The following is a 22,759-nucleotide window of genomic DNA, read 5'->3' as shown; positions in this document are numbered from 1 at the left end:
CCTCCCCGGCCGGCCCCCCGCCCTCCGGCCACGGGCCCCCCCCGGGCCCCCCCCCGCGCCCCCCCCCCCCCCGCCCCCCGCCGCACCCCGCCGCGCCCGCCGGGCGGCGGGCCGCCCGCCCCCGCCCCCGGCGCCCCCCCCCCCCCCCCCCCCACACTCACTTTTCATTTAGCCCTAGTCATCGCGCAAAGCCCCTTCTGCAGCACACGGTGCAACCGAGTCACCGCAGGCCGGGGCGGGAGGCGGACCTTTCTCTCGGAAAACTTCGCGAAGCCCAGTTTCCGAGAGAAAGTGTCCGGCTGCCGCCCCGGCCGACCAGGTCACATTACACCGTGTACTGCGGCAGGTCCTGCAGGGCGATGACGTCCATGCCCATGTCGTTGGCGCTGCCGTGGCCCTGCTGGTCCTCGCGCACCGCCTCGATAGCACTCACGTAGGTGTTGGCGGCAGACATCGCCGTCACGCAGGTCACGCCGCGGCGCACCGCCTCGGTGCGCAACAGATAGCCGTCGCCGCGCGAACCCGGACCGTACGGCGTATTGATGATTACCGCGATCTTGCCATCGGCGATAAGGTCACCGATGTTGGGGCGCTCGCCGTCGTGTGGGCCGCTGATCTTTTCCACGACCTCGCACGTCACGTTGCCTCCACGCAGCACGCGCGCCGTACCCTCGGTAGAGCAGATGTCAAAGCCCAGATAGCGCAGGATACGGGCGACCGAAAGGATATGGCGCTTGTCGCGATCGCACACGCTAATGAACACCTTGCCGGCGCTCGGATCGGGCAGTTTGTAGTCAATCGCCAGCTGTGTCTTGGCGTATGCCTCGGGATAGCTCTTGGCGACACCCATGACCTCGCCCGTCGACTTCATCTCGGGCCCCAGGATAACGTCGGCTCCCGGGAAACGGCCCCAGGGCATAACGGCTTCCTTCATGCAGAAGCAGTCCAGCTGGCGCTCGTCGCTCGGCAGGCCCAGGCTCGCGATGGAATCGCCCGCCATGATGCGCGCCGCGCACTTGGCCAGCGGCACGCCGGTGGCCTTGGAGATAAACGGCACGGTACGGCTGGCACGCGGGTTGGCCTCGATCACGTAGACGGTCTCGCCCTTGATGGCATACTGCACATTGACCAGGCCGCGAACTCCCAGCGCCATCGCAATGCGGCGCGTGGTCTCGCGGAGCTTCGCCTGCAGACTCTCGCTAAAGCTAAACGGCGGAATGCAAGTCGCGGAGTCACCGGAGTGGATACCGGCCTCCTCGATATGCTCCAGAATACCGCCGATGTAGACCTCCTCGCCGTCGCACAGGGCATCGACATCGGACTCGATCGCGCCCTCCAGGAAGCGGTCGAGGTACACCGGGTAGTCGGGGCTAATGCGGGCAGCCTCGGCCATGTAATCGTGCAGATGCTCGGCATCGTAGGCGATCATCATGCCGCGGCCGCCCAACACATAGCTCGGACGAACCAGCAGCGGGTAGCCGATATGCGCGGCCACGGCCTCGGCCTCCTCAAACGAGGTGGCCTGACCCGCCGGCGGGTACATAATGCCCAGCTTGTCGAGCAGGGCGGCAAAGCGCTCGCGGTCCTCGGCAAAATCGATGGCATCGGGCTTAGTACCCATGATGTTCACGCCGCTCTCCTCGAGCATGCGCGCCAGCTTAAGCGGGGTCTGGCCGCCGAGCGTCACCACGACGCCGTCGGGGCGCTCAACATCGATAACGTCCATGACGTCCTCGTAGGTGAGCGGCTCAAAGTACAGACGATCGGACGTGTCGTAGTCGGTCGAGACGGTCTCGGGGTTGCAGTTGACCATGATGGTCTCGAAGCCACGGGCCGCCAGCGCGTAGCTCGCGTGCACGCAGCAGTAGTCAAACTCGATACCCTGGCCGATACGATTGGGGCCGGCACCCAGAATCATCGCCTTGGGCTTATCTGCCGGCGTGGTCTCGTCGGGGGCAACGCACTTCTTGGCGACCGGGCTCGTGCGGTAGATGTTTTCGTAGGTCTTGTAGTGATACTCCGTGGCACTCGAGAACTCAGCAGCGCAGGTGTCGACCGTCTTCATGCTGGGAACCACGCCCAGGCCCTTACGGTAAGCGCGAACAAAGCGCTCGTCCGAGCCGGTCAGCGCGGCAATCTCGGCATCGCTCGTGCCATACTGCTTGAGCAGGCGCATCGCGTCGGCGTCGATGTCCTCCACGCGCAGGCCACGAATGCTCTCCTGGACCTGCACCATATCGTTGATACGGTTGAGATACCACGGATCGATGCCGCAGATGGCGTGGATGCGCGCGACATCCCAGCCACGACGCAGGGCCTCGACCACAAAGAAGATGCGGTGCTCAGTCGGGGTGCCCACGGCCTGAGCGAGCTCGTCGTCGCTCAGCTTATCGGCACCTTCCTTGCCACCAGCGCAAATGCCCTGATGCCCGTCCTCCAGCGAGCGCATGGCCTTGCCAAAGGCCTCCTCAAAGGTGCGGCCGATCGCCATGATCTCGCCCACGGCTTTCATGCGCGTTGTGAGCGTGGGGTCGGTACCCTTGAACTTCTCAAAGGCAAAGCGCGGCACCTTGACCACACAGTAGTCGATCGTGGGCTCAAAGCAGGCAGGCGTGGCTTTGGTGATGTCGTTGACGATCTCGTCGAGCGTGTAGCCCACGGCCAGGCGAGCGGCGGCCTTGGCGATGGGGAAGCCCGTGGCCTTGGAGGCCAGTGCGGACGAACGGCTCACGCGCGGGTTCATCTCGATGACGATCAGGCGACCGGTCTGCGGGTTCACGGCAAACTGCACGTTGGAGCCACCGGTCTCGACGCCGATCTTCTCCAGAATGGCGAGCGAGGCGACACGCATGCGCTGATACTCAAGGTCGGAGAGGGTCTGCGCCGGCGCCACGGTGATGGAGTCGCCGGTATGCACGCCCATGGGGTCGAGGTTCTCGATGGAGCACACGATGATGCCGTTGCCGGCGTGGTCGCGCATGACCTCCATCTCGTACTCTTTCCAACCCTCGATGGACTCCTCGACCAGTACCTCGTGGGCGGGCGAGAGCTCAAGGCCCTGGCTCACGATGGAGACGAGCTCCTCGTGGGTGTGCGCGATGCCGCCGCCGGCGCCGCCCAGGGTAAAGCTCGGGCGCAGCACGCAGGGATATCCCACGCGCTCGGCGATGGCCTCGGCGTCGGCCACGCTGTAGGCATAGCCCGAGCGCGCGACCTCCAGGCCGATCTCGGCCATGGCCTCGTTAAAGAGCTTGCGATCCTCGCCGCGCTCGATGGCGGCAAGGTCGCAGCCGATCATCTCGACGCCGTACTGGTCGAGCGTGCCGTCCTTTGCCAGCTCGACGGCGGCGTTCAGACCGGTCTGGCCGCCCAGCGTGGGCAGCAGCGCGTCCGGGCGCTCCTTCTTGATCACGCGCTCGATAAATTCGGCGGTGATGGGCTCGACATAGGTGCGGTCGGCCAGACCCGGGTCGGTCATGATGGTCGCCGGGTTGGAGTTGACCAGGATGACCTCAAAGCCATCCTCCTTGAGCACCTTGCAGGCCTGGGCGCCGGAGTAATCGAACTCGCAGGCCTGGCCAATGACGATGGGACCCGAGCCAATGACGAGGATACGCTTGATGTCAGTACGCTTAGGCATGTTAGTTCTCCTCGGTCTCGGTCGTGGCGGAACCCTCGTCGGCAAAGTTCCAGCCCTGCAGGCGGTCCTTCGCGGTGTCGATGTCCAGGTAGTTCTCCTCGCCGTCCATGAGTCGCGTAAAGGCGGTAAAGAGATAGTGGGCATCGGTGGGGCCGGGCGAGGCCTCGGGGTGGTACTGGACCGAGAAGCACGGGGCGTCGAGCAGCTGAATGCCCTCAGCGGTGCCGTCGTTGAGGTTCACGTGCGTCAGGCGAATGCGGCCAAAGCGCTCGTTCATCACGACGGGCGCGATACCACGGCGCACCCAGACGCGCAGATCGCCGTCGGCCGCATGCTCGGTCTCGCCGCCCGAAAGTTCGGGGACAAGCTTGCCCAAGCTGGGGAACAGCAGGCCAAAGCCATGGTTTTGCGCGGTAATTTCCACGCGGCGGCTGACCAGGTTCATAACCGGCTGGTTACCGCCACGGTGACCGAATTTGAGCTTTTCCATCTGGGCACCGCATGCCAAGCTGATCATCTGGTGACCCAGGCAAATGCCAAAGACGGGCACCTTGCCGATCAGCTGCTGCGCCTGCTCGTAGGTCTCTACCACGGCATCGGGGTCGCCGGGACCGTTGGACAAAAAGACGCCATCGGGATTCATGTCGAGTACCTGACGCGCGGGTGTATCCCACGGCACGACGGTGAGGTCGCAGCCAGCACGGACCAGACCCTCCAGGATGCCACGCTTGACACCGCAGTCGTACGCGACCACGTTGTGGCGGGCGGGAGCGGGGGCCGCAAGCGCAAAGCCATGCTCGGCAGGCAGATCGCTTCCGGCGAACGGATGGGGCGCAGGGCAGCTCACGGTCTTGACCAGGTTCTCCCCCACCAGCGTGGGAGCAGAGGCCAAGCGCTCGGCAAGCTCGTCGATATCGAGGACCTCGGTCGAGATAATGCCCATCTTGGAGCCATTGTCGCGCAGGTGGCGCACCAGGGCTCGGGTGTCGACGCCCTCGATAGCGACGATGCCGTGTGCGCGCAGGTACTCCGGCACGCTGACGGCCGAGCGCCAGTTAGAAGGCGTGGCACACATGTCGCGCACGATCATGCCGCGCATGGCGGGAGCACTCGCAGGGCGCACGTCATCGCCGGGGAAGGCGGACTGGACATCGGTCTCGTCGATGCCATAGTTGCCAATCTGCGGATAGGTCATGGTAACGATCTGGCCAGCATAGCTCGGGTCGGTCATGACCTCAAAGTAACCCTCGAGTGAGGTATTGAAGCAGACTTCGCCGGTCGCGGTGCCCTCGGCACCACATGCACGGCCATAAAAAATGGTCCCATCCTCAAGGTACAGGATGCAGGGACCGCAAGCACCCTTGCTGGTTTTGGCCAGCATGCGCTGGCACAGTTCGCTGGGCGCGATGGTGCGGGCGGCAGCGCCCGCAATATGGTTGTTCGCCATAGTTCTCCTTCCCGGTCTCTCGGGACCGGCTTAAAGGTGTGTAGTTAGGCCTCGCGGTATTCTAACCGTAAGTATGGCTTATGGCGTTAATTACATAGAATTGTTTACAAAATGATAATTATGACTTCTTATGCATAATGATTTTTCTGGGACGGGGATTAAAAAATCATTCTGAAAGCAGAGCTTTGTCGCTGAGTAGTCAATTTGGGACGGGGCTATTTTAGCTGCCCCGTCCGTCAATCAACCTAACCGTCGTGCCACCAGCCGGGGCAGCTAAAATAGCCCCGTCCCAAATTGACTACTCGCCAACCGCATACATGACAGAATAATTTTTTAATCCCCGTCCCAGAAAAATCATCCCGCGTGGGCTTGCGGCTCACGCGGGATGCCATCGTTCTATGTGGCTGCGGACTACTTTTGCTTGTCCTGCTCAAGTAATTCGGACGGGGTGCGGCCAAGCTTGCCGCCACGGAAAATCTCGCGGCCGTGCAGGCGGTGCTCCAGGTCACGTTCGGCCTTTTCCTCGTCAATCTTAGTCTGGCTCACCGCCGGGTCCTCGATGAGCGACGATACCGAGTTCACCTGTTTCTGAATACGCTCGGCAATGGTGTCATCCATGCTCACGATACGCATCTTCCAGTCGATATTGGTGGCGTTGGAAGAGCTCTTGGTCCAGACGAACGTCAGGATGGCGCTCTGGTGGCCCTGGGCGGGAAACATGCCAAAGAAGGAATCATGCTGAATCCTGCTGTCCTCGTCGATATAGGCGTGGACGTTATACACCACACGGTCAATCTTGTCGTTGAGCAGGGCATTGGTTGCGAGCGCCGCCGCCTGAATCTGACCGTTGGACAGCAACTCGAGTTCATTGGCAGAAGACGTGTCCAGCACCGTCACCTCAACCGTGCCCGTACCCTCGTCGGCCTCGTCGACGGTAAAATCGAGCGGGAACTGCGTAAAGCCGTTGCCCCATTCAAGTCCACCTTTGAGCGCGGTCGAGACGGTATCCACCGAAACGCTCTCGGAGAGGTTCGCGGTGTTCAGGCGTCGCATCACGCCGTAGCCGATCTGCATGCCCACAATCAGCACCAAGATGCCGATAACCACGACCATGGCAGTTTTCGTAATGGTATGGCTCACCTGCGAACCCGAAGGATCGTCCTCGGACAGCGGGTCGATATGTTTTGCCTGGCTCGCGCGATCCTCGCTGCGCAGCCGCGCCAGTGTCGCCTTGTCACCGCGTTTGACGGCAGACTCTTTCTCGCGCATGCGCTCGGTACGCTTTTTGGCGAGTGTAGGATCCAAGACGCCGGATGCATCGATTTCGGAGAATAACTCCGTCACTTCTTCCGGAGTCAGATGGTTCTTATCAGCCATAACCTTCCTGTCATATCAATCAGTCGAGCTCGTGCGCACGCGCACCTTCGAACTGCATTCGATAGTAACGGGCATAAGTGCCGCCACGGGCGAGAAGCTCCTCGTGCGTGCCACGTTCCACAACGCGACCATGCTCAACGGTCGCAATCTCGTCGGCATGCTTAATGGTCGAGAGACGGTGAGCGATGATGATCGTGGTGCGGCCACGCGCCAAGCGCTCGAGCGACTCCTGCACCGCCTCCTCGCTCTCGTTATCCAGAGCACTGGTCGCCTCATCCAAAATAAGGATCTTGGGATTTTTGAGAAACACGCGCGCGATGGCGACGCGCTGCTTTTGACCACCAGAAAGACGGCTGCCGCGCTCGCCCACCACGGTGTCATAGCCCTGCGGAAGCGACTCGATAAAGGTATCGATATTGGCACGGCGGGCCGCCTCGGCGATTTCTTCTGCCGTGGCGCCCGGCTTGCCATAGGCGATGTTCTCGCCAATCGTTCCGTCGAACAGATAGACATCTTGCTGCACCAGGCCGATGGATTGGCGCAGGCTACGCTGCGTCACGTCGCGCACATCCTGGCCGTCAATGCTAATGGAGCCGGCGGCAACATCGTAAAAGCGCGGCAACAGCGAACAAGTCGTTGATTTGCCGCCGCCCGAGGGACCAACCAAAGCGATGGTTTGACCGGGCTTAATGGACAGATCCATATGGTCGATAACGGGACGCGTCCCGTCGCCCGCGCCCAGCTCGACATCCTCGTAGCTAAAGCACACGTCGCGATACTCAACAGCGCCGGCCGTCACCTGCAGATCCGCAGCACCCGGCTTATCCTGAATATCGGGGACAGTCGAGAGCACCTCGTCCATGCGCTTAAAGCCGGCGATGGCTTTCTGATACGTCTCGGCCGAATTGACGAGCGTCTCAAGCGGCGTGCAGAACAGCGAAATGTAGAGCGCGAAGGTTGCCATATCGACTGCCTGCAGCTGGCCTTGGGCAACGAGCCAACCGCCCAGCAGCACCACGATTACATAGAGCACGCCCGAGAGCAGACCATACGTCGCGGTGTAGACGCCCATGGCGTGATACATGTTTTCCTTGGACGAAAGGTAGCGATCGTTAGAGGCACGGAACTTAGAGCGTTCGGTCTGCTCATTGGCAAAGCTTTTGACCACACGCATGCCCGCCAGCGAATCCTGCAGCTGCGCATTGATGCCGCTGATCTTTTTGCGGTTATCGCTAAAGACCTCGCGCATGCGCATATTCTGCCAAAACATAATGACCGCGAACACCACCGTCACCACGACCATGGCGAGCGCGAGCACCGGCGCAATGGTAAACAGAATCACAAACGAGCCAATGATCTCGATACCGCAAATAATGATCCATTCGGGCACGTGGTGCGCCGCCTCGCAGATATCGAACAGGTCGTTGACCACGCGGCTCATCATGTCACCCGAGCTGTTGCGATCAAAGTACGCAAAGCTAAAACGCTCGTACTGATCGAACAAGTCCTCGCGCATCTTGGACTCCATGCGCGCGCCCATCACGTGGCCCCAATAGCTCACAAAGTAGCGGCAGGCGCAGCGGGTGGCATACATCAGCACCAGTCCCACCGCGATCATACCGAGCGCCTGCATAATGGCAGTCTGGCCCTGGGTAAACAGCCCGCCGCACAGATTGCGCAGGATAATGGGAAACGCCAGGTCAATGGCAGCAAGCACCAGGGCGCAAATGGTATCGGCAACAAAAAGCCCCATCTGGGGCTTGTAGTAAGACAGAAAACGCTTCAGCATGTGATCCTCAAAGAAATATCAGCAACGTAAGACCCTGGGACAAAGCAATCAGTAGTACTTGTCCCAGGGCTATCCCCACTCGTTACAGCTCAGAACCACCAAGGCGGTGCGCGATGCTGTCGCAGGCAAGCGCGCCCACGACGGTCTTGGCATCCTCGATCTTGCCGTCGAGCACGGCATCGATCAGCTCGTGCAGCGGCACCAGGTCAACGTTGACAAACTCGTCATCGTCGGGGTTGGGCGCATCGAACTCGAGCTTGGTGGCCAGGTAGATGTGAATAATCTCGTCGCAAAAACCACAGGTCGTGACAATCGACGTTAAAAAGCGAATGCGCCCGGCCTTAAAGCCCGTCTCCTCATGCAGCTCGCGCCTGGCACAATCGAGCGGGTCCTCGCCTGGGTCGAGCTTGCCGGCGGGAATCTCAACCGTCACGCGGTCGATGGCGGTGCGGTACTGACGCACCAGTACGATCTTGCCGCTCTCGGTCAGCGCCACAACGGCCGCCGCACCCGGATGGCGAACGATATCGCGGGCGCTGCGGTGACCGTTGGGCAGCTCAACCTCAAGACGGTGGACGTCGAGGATCTTGCCCTTCCAGGCGCACTCCTCCGAAAGAATCTTCTCGTGCAGCTCGGCATCGTGCGGGTCGTCGTCGCCCAGCACCAGCGCCGGCTCGTCAGCGACCTCGCCACCAGGCTCGCCCTCGGCGTGCCCATACATGCGGCTGTCCTCTTCGACGATTTGCGCGTCCACGAGCTCTTCGTTCTTCTCGTCCATCCGTCTCATTCCTCTCGGATTTTAGGCATCCCAGGCGTCGCGGCCGCGCAGCGCGCGCAGTCCAATGTCGTGACGCAGGGTCTTGCCCTCAAAATCGATCTTCTCGCAAGCCTCGTAGGCAAGGTTGCGAGCGTTCTCGAACGTGTCGCCCAGCGCGGTCACGGCGAGCACGCGGCCGCCGTTGGTCACGAGCTGGCCGTCCACCACGGCGGTGCCGGCGTGATACACGGTCACGTTCTCCATGGCCTCGGCATCCTCGATACCGGTGATGACCTTGCCCTTCTCGTAGCTGCCGGGATAACCCGCGCTCGTCAGGACAACGGCCACCGCCCACTCGTCACGCCAATCGAGCTCAATCTGGTCGAGCTCGCAGTTAGCGCAGGCAAGCATGACCTCGACCAGGTCGTTCTTAAGGCGCGGCAGCACGACCTGCGTCTCGGGGTCGCCAAAGCGGGCGTTAAACTCCAGCACCTTGGGGCCGGCGGGGGTAAGCATAAAGCCGCCGTACAGGCAGCCACGGTAATCGATGCCCTCGGCGGCGAGCTCGGCCACGGTCTGCTCCATGACCTTCACCATGGTGGCGTGCTCCTCGTCGGTCACGATGGGCACCGGGCTGTAGACGCCCATGCCGCCCGTGTTGGGACCAAGGTCGCCCTCAAGCGCGCGCTTGTGGTCCTGAGAGGTGGCCATGGGACGCACGGTCTTGCCGTCGGTAAAGGCCAGCAGCGAGCACTCGGGGCCAACGAGCATCTCCTCGATAACCACGGTGTTGCCGGCGTCGCCAAAGGTGCCGCCAAAGCACTCGCGCACGGCCTCTTCGGCCTGCGAAAGCTCGGTTGCCACAATAACGCCCTTGCCCGCGGCAAGACCGTCGGCCTTCACGACCAGCGGAGCGCCCTGCTCGCGCACATAGGCGAGAGCCGAAGCCTCGTCGGTAAACGAGCCGTAGGCGGCCGTCGGAATGCCCGCGCGCTCCATGAGCTGCTTGGAGAACAGCTTAGAGCCCTCCATCTGAGCGCCCTCGGCACCCGGGCCAAAGCAGGGAATACCCGCCGCGCGCACGGCGTCGGCCACGCCCGCCACGAGCGGAGCCTCGGGGCCAATCACCACGAGTCCGCATCCGTGGCTCTGTGCAAACGCCGCCACGGCAGCAGGATCGCAATCGTCGAGAACCACGTTCTCGCCGCAGCTCGCAGTGCCGCCGTTGCCCGGGGCAATGTAGAGCTTGCCGGCGCGCGGTGATGCCGCGAGCTTGGCTGCCAAAGCATGCTCGCGGCCGCCGCTGCCCAACAACAGGATGTCGATGGTTTGAGTGTCCGCCTTCAAGGGTGCCTCCTCTATGGATTAACGGCCCGTCAACCATGCGGGCCCATTACAAGCAAATATACCCCTCGGCCGCCCGTCCGGGCTGCGAAGGGGTATATCTCAATAACCAAATAACGCCGATTACTTCCAGAATCGGTTGATGATCTGCTCGCGGCCGGCGCCAACACCGACAAACGTCACGCGCGTGTGCGCCAGATCCTCAACAAATGCCACGTAGTCCTGAGCCTCCTGCGGCAGCTCCTCAAAGCTGCGGCAGCCGGTGATATCGCACTTCCAGCCGGGAAGCTCCTCGTAGATGGGCTTGGCATGCTCAAAGCGCACCTGGTGCTCGGGCACGCTGGTGTAGTGCTCGCCGTCGACGTCATAGGCCACGCATACCTTAATGGTGTCGAAGACCGAAAGCACGTCGAGCTTGGTCAGGGCGATGTCGGTAAGACCGTTGACGCGCGAGGCGTAGTTGGCGATGGGACCGTCAAACCAGCCGCAGCGACGACGGCGACCGGTGGTCACGCCGTACTCATAGCCCTCCTCGGTCAGCGTATGGCCGGCCTCGGACTCGTAGGAAAGCTCAGTGGGCATGGGGCCTGCACCGACGCGGGTGATGTAGGCCTTCATGACGCCCAGCACGCGATCGACGTTTTTCATGCCAACACCAGAACCGGTGATCGCGCCGCCGGCGGTGCAGTTAGAAGACGTGACAAACGGATAGGTGCCATGGTCGATATCGAGCAATGTTGCCTGGGCGCCCTCAAAGAGCAGGGTCTTGCCCTCATCGATCATGTTGTTGAGCAGCAGGCTCGTCTCGGTGATGTACGGGCGCAGGCGCTCGGCCATGGGCAGGTACTCTTCACAGATCTGGTCCACGGTGTAGGTGGGCAGGCCGTAAAGCAGCTCGAGCTCGGGATTCACGCGGGCGAGAGCGGTTTCCAACTTGTCGCGGAAGAGCTCCTCGTCCAGCATGTCCTGCATACGAAGGCCAATACGGGCCATCTTGTCCTGATAACACGGGCCAATGCCGCGTTTGGTGGTACCGATGCTCTTCTTGCCGAGCTTCTGCTCAAAGGCACCGTCCAGGTCGATATGATACGGCATGATCACGTGTGCGTTGCCGCTGATCTTGAGGTTCTTGGTGGTGATGCCATCGGCCTCGAACATGTCGATCTCCTCAAGGACAACCTTGGGGTTGACGACGCAGCCGTTGCCAATCACCGACACGTGGTCGGCGTACATGATGCCGGAGGGCACCTGGTGCAGGCCGTACTTCTTGCCGTTGACAACGATGGTGTGCCCGGCGTTGTTGCCGCCCGAATAGCGCACGACGGCATCGAAGTCGCCGGCGATCAGGTCGCAGATCTTACCCTTGCCCTCATCGCCCCACTGGGCACCGACCAAAACGGTTGACGGCATGTTTACTCCTTACATACATGGACTGTCTGCGCGCCATACGGCGGACAGAAGCACAAAACATTCCCAGTATACCCGTGCAACGGGCGCCTGTCCTACTCCTCGGTATGCACCCCATCAAGCTCATAGAACTTGGTAGACGCCGGCAGAAACATCAGGTCGACGTCGCCGATCGGGCCCGAACGGTTCTTGGCCACGACAATACGCGTGACGCCCTCGTCGGGTCGGTCGTCGCGCGAGGCCTCAGCCTCGTCGGCGGAACGGTCCAAGAACATGACGATATCGGCGTCCTGCTCGATGGAGCCCGATTCACGCAGGTCGGAAAGCTGCGGGCGCTTGCCGGTACGGGATTCGACCTGACGCGACAGCTGAGACAGCGCGATCAGCGGAATCTTGAGTTCCTTGGCCATAATCTTTAAGCCACGCGACATCTCGGAGACCTCGACGGTGCGGCTCTCGGAACGGCGTCCCGGCGGAGGACTCACCAGCTGCAGGTAGTCCAAGATAATGATGGCCTTCTCCTTGTTGTGGAGCATGCGGCGGCTCTTGGCGCGAATCTCGGTCACCGTGGTGCCGGGCGTATCGTCAATCAGAATATCGAGCTTGGACAAGGTCTGCGTGGCCTCATTGATATTGGCCCACTGCTCGGGGCTAATGCGACCCATGCGAAAATCACTGATCGAAATCATGGCATAGGCGCAAATCAGGCGCTGGGCAATTTCCTTGCCCGACATCTCCAGCGAGAAAAAGCCGACGGTGTAGCCCGCAGCGGCGGCATTGAGCGCCAGGTTTAGAGCGAACGAGGTCTTACCCACGGCGGGGCGGGCGCCGATAATGATGAGCTGGCCCTCGCGGAAGCCCATAAGCATGCGGTCGAGTGACGGGAAGCCCGTGGGAACGCCCGCTGCCTGGCCACCGGCCTGGCACACTTCCTCGGCCTCGTTATAGGCCTCGACCATAAACTCGGTCAGTGTCTTGTAGCTCGACTTAACCTCGCGCGCCGTAACCTTGAGCAGCTTGCTCTCGGCCAGCTCAACGACCTCTTTGGTATCGGTGGGGGCGTTGTAGGCCAGCGCGTTAATCTCGTTGGTGGCGCCAATCAGCTCACGCAGCATCGAGTCGCGACGAACGATGGCGGCATGGTGCTGCCAGTTGACGAGCGACAGGGTCTGACCCATCAGCTCTAAAATGTACGCCTCGCCGCCCACGGCATCGAGCTTGTTGATGCTTCGCAGGTAATCGATCAGCGAGATGGAGTCGATGGGAATGCGACTGTTGTACATATCGACCATCGCGGTATAGATGGTCTTATGAATGGGCCGGTAGAAATCATCGGGCTGCAGCTCGACCTGGGCTTCTTCGACCACTTCGGGCGATAGCAGCATGGCGGCCAGTACGTTGGCCTCTGCATCTTGGTTTTGGGGGAGACCCAACTTGGAGCCGCGGTCCTCGACCGTCAGCCATGTCTCCCTATCGTCATATGCCATGAGCATCCTCATTCATATCGCTTGCGAGCATCCATAGTATCAGCCACAGCTTTAAATCGAGGCGCGCCTTAACAATCATCACCGAACCAAACGGATGAACGGTCCCTTATGTGGAACTACATCTCAATGTATGACGTGACGCCCACTCAGCGCAAAAAATAAAAGGGCGCCCCGGTCTCCCAGAGCGCCCTTCTTAGAACAAGATTGTTGCGTTGCAGCAAATGCTACTCAGCAGCAGCCTCGGTCTCGACCTCGGCGGTCTCGGCCTCGGCGACCTCAGCGGCCTCCTCGACCTCAGCCTCGGCAGCGAGCTCCTCGGCGGTAACGCCGACGAGAACGACAACCTCGGCCTTGATCTCGCGGTACAGCGAGATGGCAACGGTGTGGGCACCGGCAACCTTGATGGGCTTACCGAGCTCGACGCGTTTGCGGTCGATGTCCATACCGAGCTGATCCTTGATGGCGTCAGCGATCATAGCGGCGGTGACAGAGCCAAAGAGGATGCCCTCGTCGCCGACCTTGACGTCAACGGTGACCTGCTTGCCCTCGAGGGCAGCCTTGGTCTCGTTGGCGGTAGCCAGACGGACGGCCTCGCGCTTGGCGATGTTGTTGCGACGCTCGTCAAGCTGCTTGAGGTTGCCCTTGGTGGCGGCAACAGCGAGCTTCTTGGGGAACAGGAAGTTCTCAGCGTAACCCTGAGCGACCTCTACGACGTCACCCTCGCCGCCCTTGCCCTTGATCTCATCGAGAAGAATAACCTTCATGATGCGTCTCCCTTCTTAGCCGCGGTCGCGGTTGCCACGAGAGGAAACCACGGGGACGGTGTACGGCAGGAGAGCCATCTCGCGGGCACGCTTGATGGCGTTGGCGATGTCATGCTGATGCTGCGTGCAAGCGCCAGTGACGCGACGGGGCTTGATCTTGCCACGGTCGGTCATGTACTTACGGAGAAGCTGAGTGTCCTTATAGTCGATGAACTCAGTGTTCTCCTTGCAGAACTGGCAGTACTTACGACGCGGCTGACGTGCAGAAAAATCATTAGCCATGTCAAAATACCTTTCATTTGGCAACTTCGGCGAACCGAAGCCGCCTCTCACTCAAAAATAGGTGAACAACCCTTAAAACGGGATGTCCTCATCGTAGACGTCGACCGCGGGCGGCGTAGCCACCGGTGCGGCAGGACGTGCTGCGGGCGCGGGAGCTGCGGGGGCGTAACCGCCCTGATCGTAGCCACCCTGGCCACCACGGGAGCTCATAAACTCGATCTCATCGACGATGACCTCAAGCTTGCTCCTGCGCTGACCGTCGCGCTCCCAAGAGCTGTAGCGCAGCTTGCCCTCGATCGCGACCTTGTTTCCCTTTGCCAGGAAACGGCTCACGGCCTCGGCGCGGGTGCCGAACATAGTGCAGTCGACAAAGTTGGGATAGTCCTCCCACTCGCCAGTCTGCGCATTGCGGCGGCGATCGTTCACGGCGACGCCAAAGGACAGAACCTGGGTTCCGCCGGCAGTGGCGCGCAGCTCGGGATCGCGGGTGAGGTTACCGGTGATGTTCACTCGATTGATGCTCATTACTCACTACTTCCTCTTGGGGCACAAGCCCAGTCCAAAACGACAGTCTTACTCCTGGTCGTCGCGACGGACGATCATGTGGCGGATCACAGCGTCGGTGATGCGCAGGACGCGATCAAGCTCGGCGATCTGGGTAGGATCTGCGTGGAAGTTGATGAGGGTGTAGTCACCATCGGTGAGGTCGTTGATCTCGTAGGCGAGCTTGCGCTTGCCCCACTCGTCAACGGAGTCGACCTTGCCAGCGCCCTCAGCGATCGTGGTATCGATACGCTTCATAACAGCGAGACGAGTCTCGGGGTCGAGCGACGGGTCAACAAAGAACAGCAGTTCATAAGCCTTCATATTGTCACCTCCTCTGGACAAATGTGGCTTCAGGTCGTGAAGGTGCGCCTGAAGCAGGAAAAGACTTGGTAATAGTATCTTTCAACCTCCCAGGCTGCAAGAATATGCAGCTACAACCTCATGACCTCCACATATGCCCATACTCGCACGGCCTTTCTTGCGTATTCCAACCAAATGCCGTCCAAGAGCTTGACGGATTTGAGGACAAGGGCGGGTACATACCGACTTTCTGCCAGATAACCGCAAGTCGCTCGCAGCATGGCTGCGGTCGCAAAATGCATACCAGCGGTACAACGCGACATTTTGAATTATTAAACTTGATTCCCGACCGTCCGTAACTACCTCATTTGAACAGCTCGTCTGGTCCGATTACGCAGGTCATCGATTGGTTTCGGCACGGTTGGGCAAACGACGGCGCGATGCAATTTAAAAAATGCCAAGTTTTTGGTTTGCACTTTGCGATTCCTCGTGTATACTGACTTTCGCATTTAACGGAGAGTTGTCCGAGTGGCCGAAGGAGCACGATTGGAAATCGTGTAGGCGTCAAAAGCGTCTCCAGGGTTCAAATCCCTGACTCTCCGCCAGTTAATTCCAAAGCAGGCCTTTGTGCCTGCTTTGTTTTTACCCCACGCGGAGGGGTGGCAGAGTGGTTGAATGCGGCGGTCTCGAAAACCGTTTGGCCTGTATAAGGTCACGAGGGTTCGAATCCCTCCTCCTCCGCCATTTTGGTTGAGAAAGCTCCCAACAAAGGGAGCTTTTTTGTTTTGAGTCCCTTACAAACAAATACGGCGGAGGAGGGGTTCGAACCCGCCAGGGCGTTCAACACCAACCCAGATCTCCAAACATGTACATCACCCTCCAAAGATGTCAAAAAATGTCGTTTTTGGATGCTGATGTACATGTTTGGAACCTGTGACCGCGCCCAGTTCCGACCGTTTACCGAGCAATGGGGTCACGACCTCCCACAACCATGTACTATGTACGGGCATTTTCCAATCCAACTACCCAAAGGAACCCACCTTGCCCGTCATCGCCACTGTAATCGTTACCGCACACGCCTCGGATGCCATGGTTGCCATCCCGTTTTGGCTCGAGATGTTCGCTGTCGTCGCGGCGTCGATTTCGGGCGTGCTGGTTGCGCGCGAGCACAAACTCGATCTGGTGGGCGCCGTCGCGCTCGCCGTGGTCTGCGGTCTGGGCGGCGGTCTTTTGCGCGATATGACGCTCCAGGTGGGCAACGTCTACATCCTTAACCAGCCCATGGCGCTTCCGCTGTCCATCGCCACGGCGGCCATCATCTACATCTTCCCTGCCATCGTCGACAAGCCCGACAAGCTCATCCCCCTGCTCGACATCATCTCGGTGGGTATTTATGCGGCAACCGGCGCAGATAAGGCGCTCGTGTACGGATTTGCACCGGTCGTGTGCATCATGATGGGCTTTTTTACCGCGGTAGGCGGCGGCATGCTGCGCGATGGTTTTATGGGCGTGGTGCCGGGTATTTTCCAGCGCACCAACTTCTATGCCATCGCGGCTATCGCTGGATCGGCAAGCTATGTTTGCCTTGTCATGAGCGGCTTGGTCAGCAATGTCGTCGCGCTGGTCGTTTGCGTCGCAGTGACCATGGGCCTGCGCTGGCTCTCGCTGCGCTTTGACATCAAAAGCCCCACCGAGGACGATATCGCGCGTTTCCTACATCGTAAAAAATAGATAGCACGGCCCGGCCCATCGCTAGGTGACAGCCTATCTACAACCGGCCGCAGGCCCGATATCCCGCGACGCCTTACGTAGGCAATTGCCCATGCAGAATACTGCAACCGCGAGTTTCTTTTAGAGCGAAGGCGTAATGGGTACCATATTGGGCGTATGCAAATCACCAAGCAAAGGATTCACCATGCCTCACAACCAACCCGCGGCGGCGCAACGTCACAACATGCGCGGACACCTCATTATGGCCTTCGCGCTTATCGCGCTGGCGTTTACCGCGCTGCCTTCCATGGCATTCGCCGGCACCGACACCGCGGGCAATGTTTTCGTGTCCGACGGGGATTCCAGTCCATCCGGCGTCGGGGGCGATCTGTACTGGGCCGGTCAAAGCCTTAGCCTGGACGACGCGTCCATCGACCGCGATATCATCGCCGCCGGCGAAAGCCTGTCGATTCGCGACTGCACCGTAGGCGGCGCCGTTCGCCTGGCGGCGCGCACCATCGATATCGCCAAGACCACCATTGATGGAAGCGTGACAGTTGCCGCTCAGCACGTCGTACTTAACTCCGGCAGTACCGCCAATTGCTTCTATGCCGCAGGTGAGACGGTTGCCCTGCGCGGCTCCGCCAAGTCGGCAGTGCTCGCGGGCAGTACGGTAACCATCGACGGCACTGTCGATGGCGATGTTGAGGTCTGGGCCGACAAGCTGGTGCTCGGCAAAAACGCCAACATCACCGGCACCGTAAACGCTCATGTCTCACAGGATCCCGAACGCGCCGACGGCGCCAAAGTGGGAGCCCTCAAGATCGACCGCACCGAGAACGAGGACACCTCCACCATCAACGACGTCATCGGCGGCATCGTTGCCGCAGCTCTTTCCACCTGCTTTGTCGCGATTCTCCTTGAGCTCGTCTTTCCGCGTGCAACAGCCAGCGCGGCCGGCATGCTTCACCAGCACCCCGTCCCGCTGTGGGTGAGCGGTCTTTTGGGCACGGTAGCCGCCGTTCCCGCCATCTTGCTGCTCATCATCTCTATTGCCGGCCTGTCGCTCGCCGGAGCCCTGATGTGCGGCGTCATCGGCATCGCCCTGGTCTCGGCGTCCTTTGCGGGCACCGCGGTCGCACGCATGGTCGGGCACAGCCAGAACCGCTACGCCATGGCCGCCGTGGGCGGCGCCATCGCCGGCGCCCTTACAGCACTTCCCCTTATGGGCAACTTTATCAGCGGCGTAGCCTTCGTCTTTACGCTGGGCTATCTCATTCAGATCATCTGGCGCAACGCCCACGTCAAGCCGCAACAGGCCCCCAACACCCCGGGCCTTCCCTCCGCCTAACCGCCAACCACCGCAAAGGTTTCCTTCCTCTTTGTGGTGGTACAAAAAGGGCGCCGGCCGCGATGGTCGACGCCCTTTCTTGTGAATGCTACAGAGCGCAGCGCTTATTTGTTGACCTGACCGGCGCGAACGGCAGCCTTCTTGCGATCGGTGGCGTTGAGCAGACGCTTGCGCAGACGGATGTTCTTGGGGGTGATCTCCACCAGTTCGTCATCGGCGATGTACTCCAGTGCCTCCTCCAGCGAGAAGGTGCGAGGCGGCACCAGCTGAACGGAGATATCGGAGGTCGAGGAACGCTGGTTGCCCAGGTTCTTGGTACGGGCGATGTTGACGACCATGTCGCCGGCCTTGCTGCGCTCGCCCACGATCATGCCCTCGTAGCACTCGACACCCGGCTCAACAAACAGCTGGCCGCGCTCCTGCAGCGTGCCCAGAGCGTAGGCAACGGCCTTCTCGGTGGTCATGGAGATCATGGCGCCGTTCTGACGGTTGCCGATCTCGCCGGCGTAAGGACCGTACTCCAGGAAGGTGTGATAGAACACGCCCTCGCCGTGAGTGACGTTCATGATGCGGTTCTTAAGGCCCATGATGCCGCGGGTCGGGATCTTAAACTCAAGGTGCGTCACGATGCCCGAGGTGTCCATGCTGGTCATAATGCCGCCAGAGGTGCCAAAGACCTCGACGACCTTGCCCGAGTACTCGTCCGGGCACTCGACGACGGCCTGCTCGACGGGCTCCATCTTGTTGCCGTTCTCATCCTTCTTAAACAGAACGCGGGGACGGCCGACCTGGAACTCAAAGCCCTCGCGACGCATGGACTCCATCAGGACGGACAGGTGCAGAATGCCGCGGCCCGAGACCTCGACGCCGCTCTTGTCCTCGAGCTCCTCAATCTTCATGGTCACATTGTTCTCGGCCTCATTGAATAGGCGCTCCTTGAGCTGACGGGCGCCCACAATGTCGCCATCGCGGCCGACGAGCGGAGAGGTCGAGGCCTCAAAGACGATGGACAGGGTCGGCGGATCGATCTCGATAGGCTCGAGCTCGACGGGGTTCTCGGGATCGGTGTAGACATCGCCGATGTCGGTGCGCTCGATACCCACGACGGCGGCAATGTCGCCGGCGCCGACTTCCTGGCACTCGGTGCGGCCCAGGTAGTCGAAGGTAAAGAGCTGCTTGACGGTAGCGGTGGCGCTGGAACCGTCGTTCTTGACGACCAGGATCTGATCGCCCTGGCGAATGGTGCCGGAGTACACGCGGCCAATGCCGATGCGGCCGACAAAGTTGGAGTGGTCGATGGTCACGCACTGCATAGCGAGCGGCGCGGTCTCGTCAACCTCGGGCGCGGGCATGTCGTCGATGATCATGTCGAGCAGCGGGTACATGTCCATGTTGCCGTCGTTGGGGTCGAGGCGGGCAAAGCCATTCATGGCGCTGGCATAGACCACGTGCTCCATGGCAAACTCGAGCTGGTCGTCGGTGGCGCCCAGGTCGGCCATAAGGTCCAGACAGTCGTTATAGGCCTTCTCGGGGTTGGCGCCCGGACGGTCGATCTTGTTGATGACGATCATGATCTTAAGGCCGGTGTCGATGGCGTGACGTAGGACAAAGCGGGTCTGGGGCATGGGGCCCTCAAAGGCGTCGACCAGCAGCAGGGCGCCGTCGGCCATGCGCAGCACGCGCTCGACCTCACCGCCAAAGTCGGCGTGGCCCGGGGTGTCGATGACGTTGATCTTAACGTCCTTGTACTCGATAGAGATGTTCTTGGCGAGAATCGTGATGCCGCGCTCGCGCTCCTGGTCGTTGGAGTCCAGGACGCGATCCTCGACCTGTTGGTTGGCACGGAAGGCGTCCGTGGCACGCAGGAGCTTATCGACCATCGTCGTCTTACCGTGGTCGACGTGGGCGATAATGGCGATGTTCCTCAGATTGTCTACGCGCATGTAGTTCCCCTATCTTCTATCTATATACAAACGGCACGCGTATGCGACCCGTCCAGCAACACAACGCTCGGCGGGAATATTGAGCCTTTTACCGAAAAACTCGTTTATTTTAGCGATTCTAGATGAGAGGGGTTTCCTCACCTGCAGGTTCAGGGTCGCTCCACATAAAACCATCGCCGGCGCCCATGCCCTCGTACAGCACATATGCCGAAAAACCGCTCTCGAGCGTGGTCTCGAAGAAGCTAACGAGCAAAGCGTCGTGATATCCGCCCTCGATCTCCACACAGCCGGTGTAGCCGATGGCATAGCGGGCGATGCGGCCCAGGCCTTCGTCCTTGAGACCCATCTTGTGCTCGGAGATAAAGTTGGTGGCAGCCTCCAGGCATGCCTCCTCACCGTCCTCGTCGAGAGCCGCAAGATAGCGGTTGGAGGCGGCATCCTCGATCGCCACGACAACGCCCGGGTTTTCACCGGCGGCAAGGTCGTCCAAAAACGCACCGATCAGATCGCACACCATGGCGTCGAGCTCGGCGGAGACGTTACCGGCGTCCTGCATATCCTGTGCCATCTTTTGACCTTCCCATCGCATTCGGCGTCGTTATAACTCCTGTGCCTCGGCCGCGATTCTGGCGGCAGCGTCACGGGCGCGAACCATATCCGCCGCGCGCTTGACGAGCACCTTGATCTGGTTGGTCAGCATTACCGCATCGACCACGCCCCAGATCACCAGGCCCGTCGAAATCGAAAACCCAAGCGCACCAACTGTACCACGAAGCCGCGACAAGATTACCGCGGCAAGCGCGGAGACAACAACCATCTTGATATAGGAGTCACGGCGCTCGCGAAGGGTGCGAGCCTGCGTCACATACGCAATGCGCGCGGCCTCAAATGCCTCGGCGCGCATATGGGCCTCACGCGCGATAGCGGCTGCTTCGGTCGACACATTGGTACCCATCAGCGCTCGCCGTGCATCGTGCTCAACCGACATTTAGAAATCATCGGGCGAGAGCGTGTGGACAAACTCGTCAAACTTCTCGAACTCACTCTCGTCGTCAACCTCGTCGGCAAGCGGGGAAACGGTGCCCAAGCGATTCATGATGTCGTCCTCCACAAACATGGGGGCATTGCTGCGCACGGCAAGGGCGATAGCGTCGCTCGGTCGTGCGTCAAGCATATGCTCGCCCCCATCGGTGTGCACGACGACTGTCGCGTAGAACACCGGCGGCTCGGCGCGCACGATCTCGATACGCTCGATCTTTGCTCCCACCACTTCGATGGTATCGAGCAAAAGATCGTGGGTGATGGGGCGATCGGTGCGGCCGGTATCGATACCGCGGCTGATGGCCGCTGCCTCGTAGGAACCGGTCTGGATGGAAAGAGAGCGCAGCGGCGCGGACGAATCCGACTTACGGCAACGCTCGCGCAAGACGATCAGCGATGGCACGGGACCGGCGGCCATGACGATGGTCTCTATGTCGACACGAACCATGGAACACCTCCGGTACGTTGTGATTGGCATGCGCGGCAGCTCCGCCGCATTGAATAGCTATACTACCCAAACTTTCGCACCGCACACAAAAACTTATTGGATAGGTAAGAAAAGAGCCCCGAGGCAATAGCTCGGGGCTCTTTACGTTTTAGATGGTGGACCTGACAAGATTCGAACTTGTGACCTCCCGGTTATCAGCCGGACGCTCTAACCAACTGAGCTACAGGTCCATCATGGTGGAGGTTAGGGGGATCGAACCCCTGACCTCAGGCTTGCAAAGCCCGCGCTCTCCCAGCTGAGCTAAACCCCCACGGAGACAGTAATAAACACCCCAGCGGCGACTCGGCTCTCGCTGGGGTGTTTATTGCGAAAGAAAGTGGTGGACCTGACAAGATTCGAACTTGTGACCTCCCGGTTATCAGCCGGACGCTCTAACCAACTGAGCTACAGGTCCATCGCGCAAGGGATATATTAGCCTAGTTGCAAGATGGGAGTCAACAATTATTTGAGAATTTTTTTCTGCCGTATTCTCGCAGGTCAAGCATCCTATTGACCCCAACGACAACAAAAAGGGCGAACCCGCTCTCGCAGGTTCGCCCCCATATCCCATCTACGCTAGGGCGGCAGAAAGCTGCTGGATTCCGTCAAACGCGGTCTCGATGTTCTCGCCCGCGCGATCGATCTTTACAACCGAGCCTTTCCAAGTGGGCTCGGAGTCCTTGTCCTGAGCAGGCTTGTACTCGTCGGTCTTTACCACGTAGGCAAAATCGACTTCGTCGCGGCTGGGAAGATCCTGGGTATCGAAGCCATACTCCAGACCCTCCAGAATCTCCCGCATGGCCTCGACGGTGTTCACGCCCGCCTGCAGCCTACGTACGCCCGTCTCGCTGTTGTACAGAACCGCGGGTGCCAGATACATCGTCCTGATGCGCTGCTGGCGCGTCTTCTCGAGCTTGTTGATCCAAACAACCAACACGGCGATCAGCACCCACCAAACGATGGAAATCACCAAGTCGAGCGGACCGTCGATCTTGTTGAACCCCAGCGAGTACCACAGGTACAGCAGGAAGATCGAAACCAAAGCCGAAACGGCAAGGATCAGATAGTTGCTCTTCTTCATGGCTCT

General features: G+C 60.4%; 19 protein-coding genes and 5 tRNA genes. 4 read left to right on the top strand and 20 right to left on the bottom strand.

Annotated features, from left to right (window positions below; genetic code table 11):
- Window positions 1-325: 325 nt before the first annotated feature.
- The 12 genes from carB to rpsF form a co-directional block, all read right to left on the bottom strand.
- Window positions 326-3,640, bottom strand: coding sequence for a carbamoyl-phosphate synthase large subunit (gene carB / locus ACTQV3_RS06460; RefSeq protein WP_154516735.1), 3,315 nt, complete (start codon window positions 3,638-3,640; stop codon window positions 326-328).
- 1 nt (window position 3,641) lies between these two features.
- On the bottom strand, window positions 3,642-5,087 hold the full coding sequence (gene carA / locus ACTQV3_RS06455) for a glutamine-hydrolyzing carbamoyl-phosphate synthase small subunit (RefSeq protein ID WP_441068233.1): 1,446 nt from the start codon (window positions 5,085-5,087) through the stop codon (window positions 3,642-3,644).
- 411 nt (window positions 5,088-5,498) lie between these two features.
- On the bottom strand, window positions 5,499-6,464 hold the full coding sequence (locus ACTQV3_RS06450) for a hypothetical protein (protein ID WP_427729200.1): 966 nt from the start codon (window positions 6,462-6,464) through the stop codon (window positions 5,499-5,501).
- 19 nt (window positions 6,465-6,483) lie between these two features.
- Window positions 6,484-8,253, bottom strand: a complete 1,770-nt coding sequence (locus tag ACTQV3_RS06445) for an ABC transporter ATP-binding protein (RefSeq protein WP_441068231.1) — start codon at window positions 8,251-8,253, stop codon at window positions 6,484-6,486.
- Between the two features lie 82 nt (window positions 8,254-8,335).
- Window positions 8,336-9,031, bottom strand: a complete 696-nt coding sequence (locus tag ACTQV3_RS06440; protein WP_195838565.1) for an NUDIX domain-containing protein — start codon at window positions 9,029-9,031, stop codon at window positions 8,336-8,338.
- Between the two features lie 21 nt (window positions 9,032-9,052).
- Window positions 9,053-10,357: a phosphoribosylamine--glycine ligase gene (purD, locus tag ACTQV3_RS06435; protein WP_154516747.1), complete on the bottom strand. Its 1,305-nt coding sequence runs from the start codon at window positions 10,355-10,357 to the stop codon at window positions 9,053-9,055.
- A gap of 120 nt (window positions 10,358-10,477) precedes the next feature.
- Complete coding sequence (locus ACTQV3_RS06430; protein WP_441068229.1) at window positions 10,478-11,764, bottom strand: adenylosuccinate synthase; 1,287 nt, start codon at window positions 11,762-11,764, stop codon at window positions 10,478-10,480.
- A 92-nt stretch (window positions 11,765-11,856) separates the two neighbouring features.
- Window positions 11,857-13,254: a replicative DNA helicase gene (gene dnaB / locus ACTQV3_RS06425; RefSeq protein WP_427718155.1), complete on the bottom strand. Its 1,398-nt coding sequence runs from the start codon at window positions 13,252-13,254 to the stop codon at window positions 11,857-11,859.
- Window positions 13,255-13,472: 218 nt separating this feature from the next.
- Entirely contained in the window at window positions 13,473-14,012 is a 540-nt protein-coding gene (gene rplI, locus ACTQV3_RS06420; RefSeq protein ID WP_154516756.1) for a 50S ribosomal protein L9, read from the bottom strand.
- 15 nt (window positions 14,013-14,027) lie between these two features.
- The gene (gene rpsR / locus ACTQV3_RS06415) at window positions 14,028-14,294 is read right to left on the bottom strand and encodes a 30S ribosomal protein S18 (protein WP_006235829.1); all 267 of its coding nucleotides are present in this window, start codon (window positions 14,292-14,294) and stop codon (window positions 14,028-14,030) included.
- A gap of 72 nt (window positions 14,295-14,366) precedes the next feature.
- Complete coding sequence (locus ACTQV3_RS06410; RefSeq protein ID WP_006235830.1) at window positions 14,367-14,819, bottom strand: single-stranded DNA-binding protein; 453 nt, start codon at window positions 14,817-14,819, stop codon at window positions 14,367-14,369.
- Window positions 14,820-14,867: 48 nt separating this feature from the next.
- On the bottom strand, window positions 14,868-15,161 hold the full coding sequence (gene rpsF, locus ACTQV3_RS06405) for a 30S ribosomal protein S6 (RefSeq protein WP_441068227.1): 294 nt from the start codon (window positions 15,159-15,161) through the stop codon (window positions 14,868-14,870).
- 493 nt (window positions 15,162-15,654) lie between these two features.
- Here rpsF and ACTQV3_RS06400 point away from each other — a divergent pair.
- The 4 genes from ACTQV3_RS06400 (at window position 15,655) to ACTQV3_RS06385 (ending at window position 18,201) form a co-directional block, all read left to right on the top strand.
- Window positions 15,655-15,745, top strand: a tRNA-Ser gene (locus tag ACTQV3_RS06400).
- Window positions 15,746-15,793: 48 nt separating this feature from the next.
- Window positions 15,794-15,884 (top strand) — tRNA-Ser (locus ACTQV3_RS06395).
- Window positions 15,885-16,181: 297 nt separating this feature from the next.
- On the top strand, window positions 16,182-16,871 hold the full coding sequence (locus ACTQV3_RS06390) for a trimeric intracellular cation channel family protein (RefSeq protein ID WP_229770653.1): 690 nt from the start codon (window positions 16,182-16,184) through the stop codon (window positions 16,869-16,871).
- Window positions 16,872-17,055: 184 nt separating this feature from the next.
- Window positions 17,056-18,201, top strand: a complete 1,146-nt coding sequence (locus ACTQV3_RS06385; RefSeq protein ID WP_441068225.1) for a hypothetical protein — start codon at window positions 17,056-17,058, stop codon at window positions 18,199-18,201.
- A gap of 104 nt (window positions 18,202-18,305) precedes the next feature.
- On the opposite strand, the gene typA is transcribed toward ACTQV3_RS06385, so the two are convergent.
- The 8 genes from typA to ACTQV3_RS06345 form a co-directional block, all read right to left on the bottom strand.
- The gene (typA, locus tag ACTQV3_RS06380) at window positions 18,306-20,144 is read right to left on the bottom strand and encodes a translational GTPase TypA (protein WP_154516764.1); all 1,839 of its coding nucleotides are present in this window, start codon (window positions 20,142-20,144) and stop codon (window positions 18,306-18,308) included.
- Between the two features lie 118 nt (window positions 20,145-20,262).
- Complete coding sequence (locus ACTQV3_RS06375) at window positions 20,263-20,712, bottom strand: hypothetical protein (RefSeq protein WP_154516767.1); 450 nt, start codon at window positions 20,710-20,712, stop codon at window positions 20,263-20,265.
- A gap of 30 nt (window positions 20,713-20,742) precedes the next feature.
- Complete coding sequence (locus ACTQV3_RS06370; protein WP_441568617.1) at window positions 20,743-21,099, bottom strand: hypothetical protein; 357 nt, start codon at window positions 21,097-21,099, stop codon at window positions 20,743-20,745.
- Window positions 21,100-21,132: 33 nt separating this feature from the next.
- Complete coding sequence (locus ACTQV3_RS06365) at window positions 21,133-21,633, bottom strand: bifunctional nuclease family protein (protein ID WP_441068222.1); 501 nt, start codon at window positions 21,631-21,633, stop codon at window positions 21,133-21,135.
- Between the two features lie 153 nt (window positions 21,634-21,786).
- Window positions 21,787-21,863, bottom strand: a tRNA-Ile gene (locus ACTQV3_RS06360).
- A 4-nt stretch (window positions 21,864-21,867) separates the two neighbouring features.
- Window positions 21,868-21,943 (bottom strand) — tRNA-Ala (locus tag ACTQV3_RS06355).
- Window positions 21,944-22,010: 67 nt separating this feature from the next.
- Window positions 22,011-22,087, bottom strand: a tRNA-Ile gene (locus tag ACTQV3_RS06350).
- A 156-nt stretch (window positions 22,088-22,243) separates the two neighbouring features.
- Window positions 22,244-22,753, bottom strand: a complete 510-nt coding sequence (locus tag ACTQV3_RS06345) for a hypothetical protein (protein ID WP_441068220.1) — start codon at window positions 22,751-22,753, stop codon at window positions 22,244-22,246.
- Window positions 22,754-22,759: the final 6 nt, after the last annotated feature.

The sequence above is a fragment of the Collinsella sp. LCP19S3_A7 genome (assembly GCF_052121995.1).
GTDB lineage: Bacteria > Actinomycetota > Coriobacteriia > Coriobacteriales > Coriobacteriaceae > Collinsella.
This window is presented reverse-complemented; position numbering and strand designations above follow the sequence as displayed.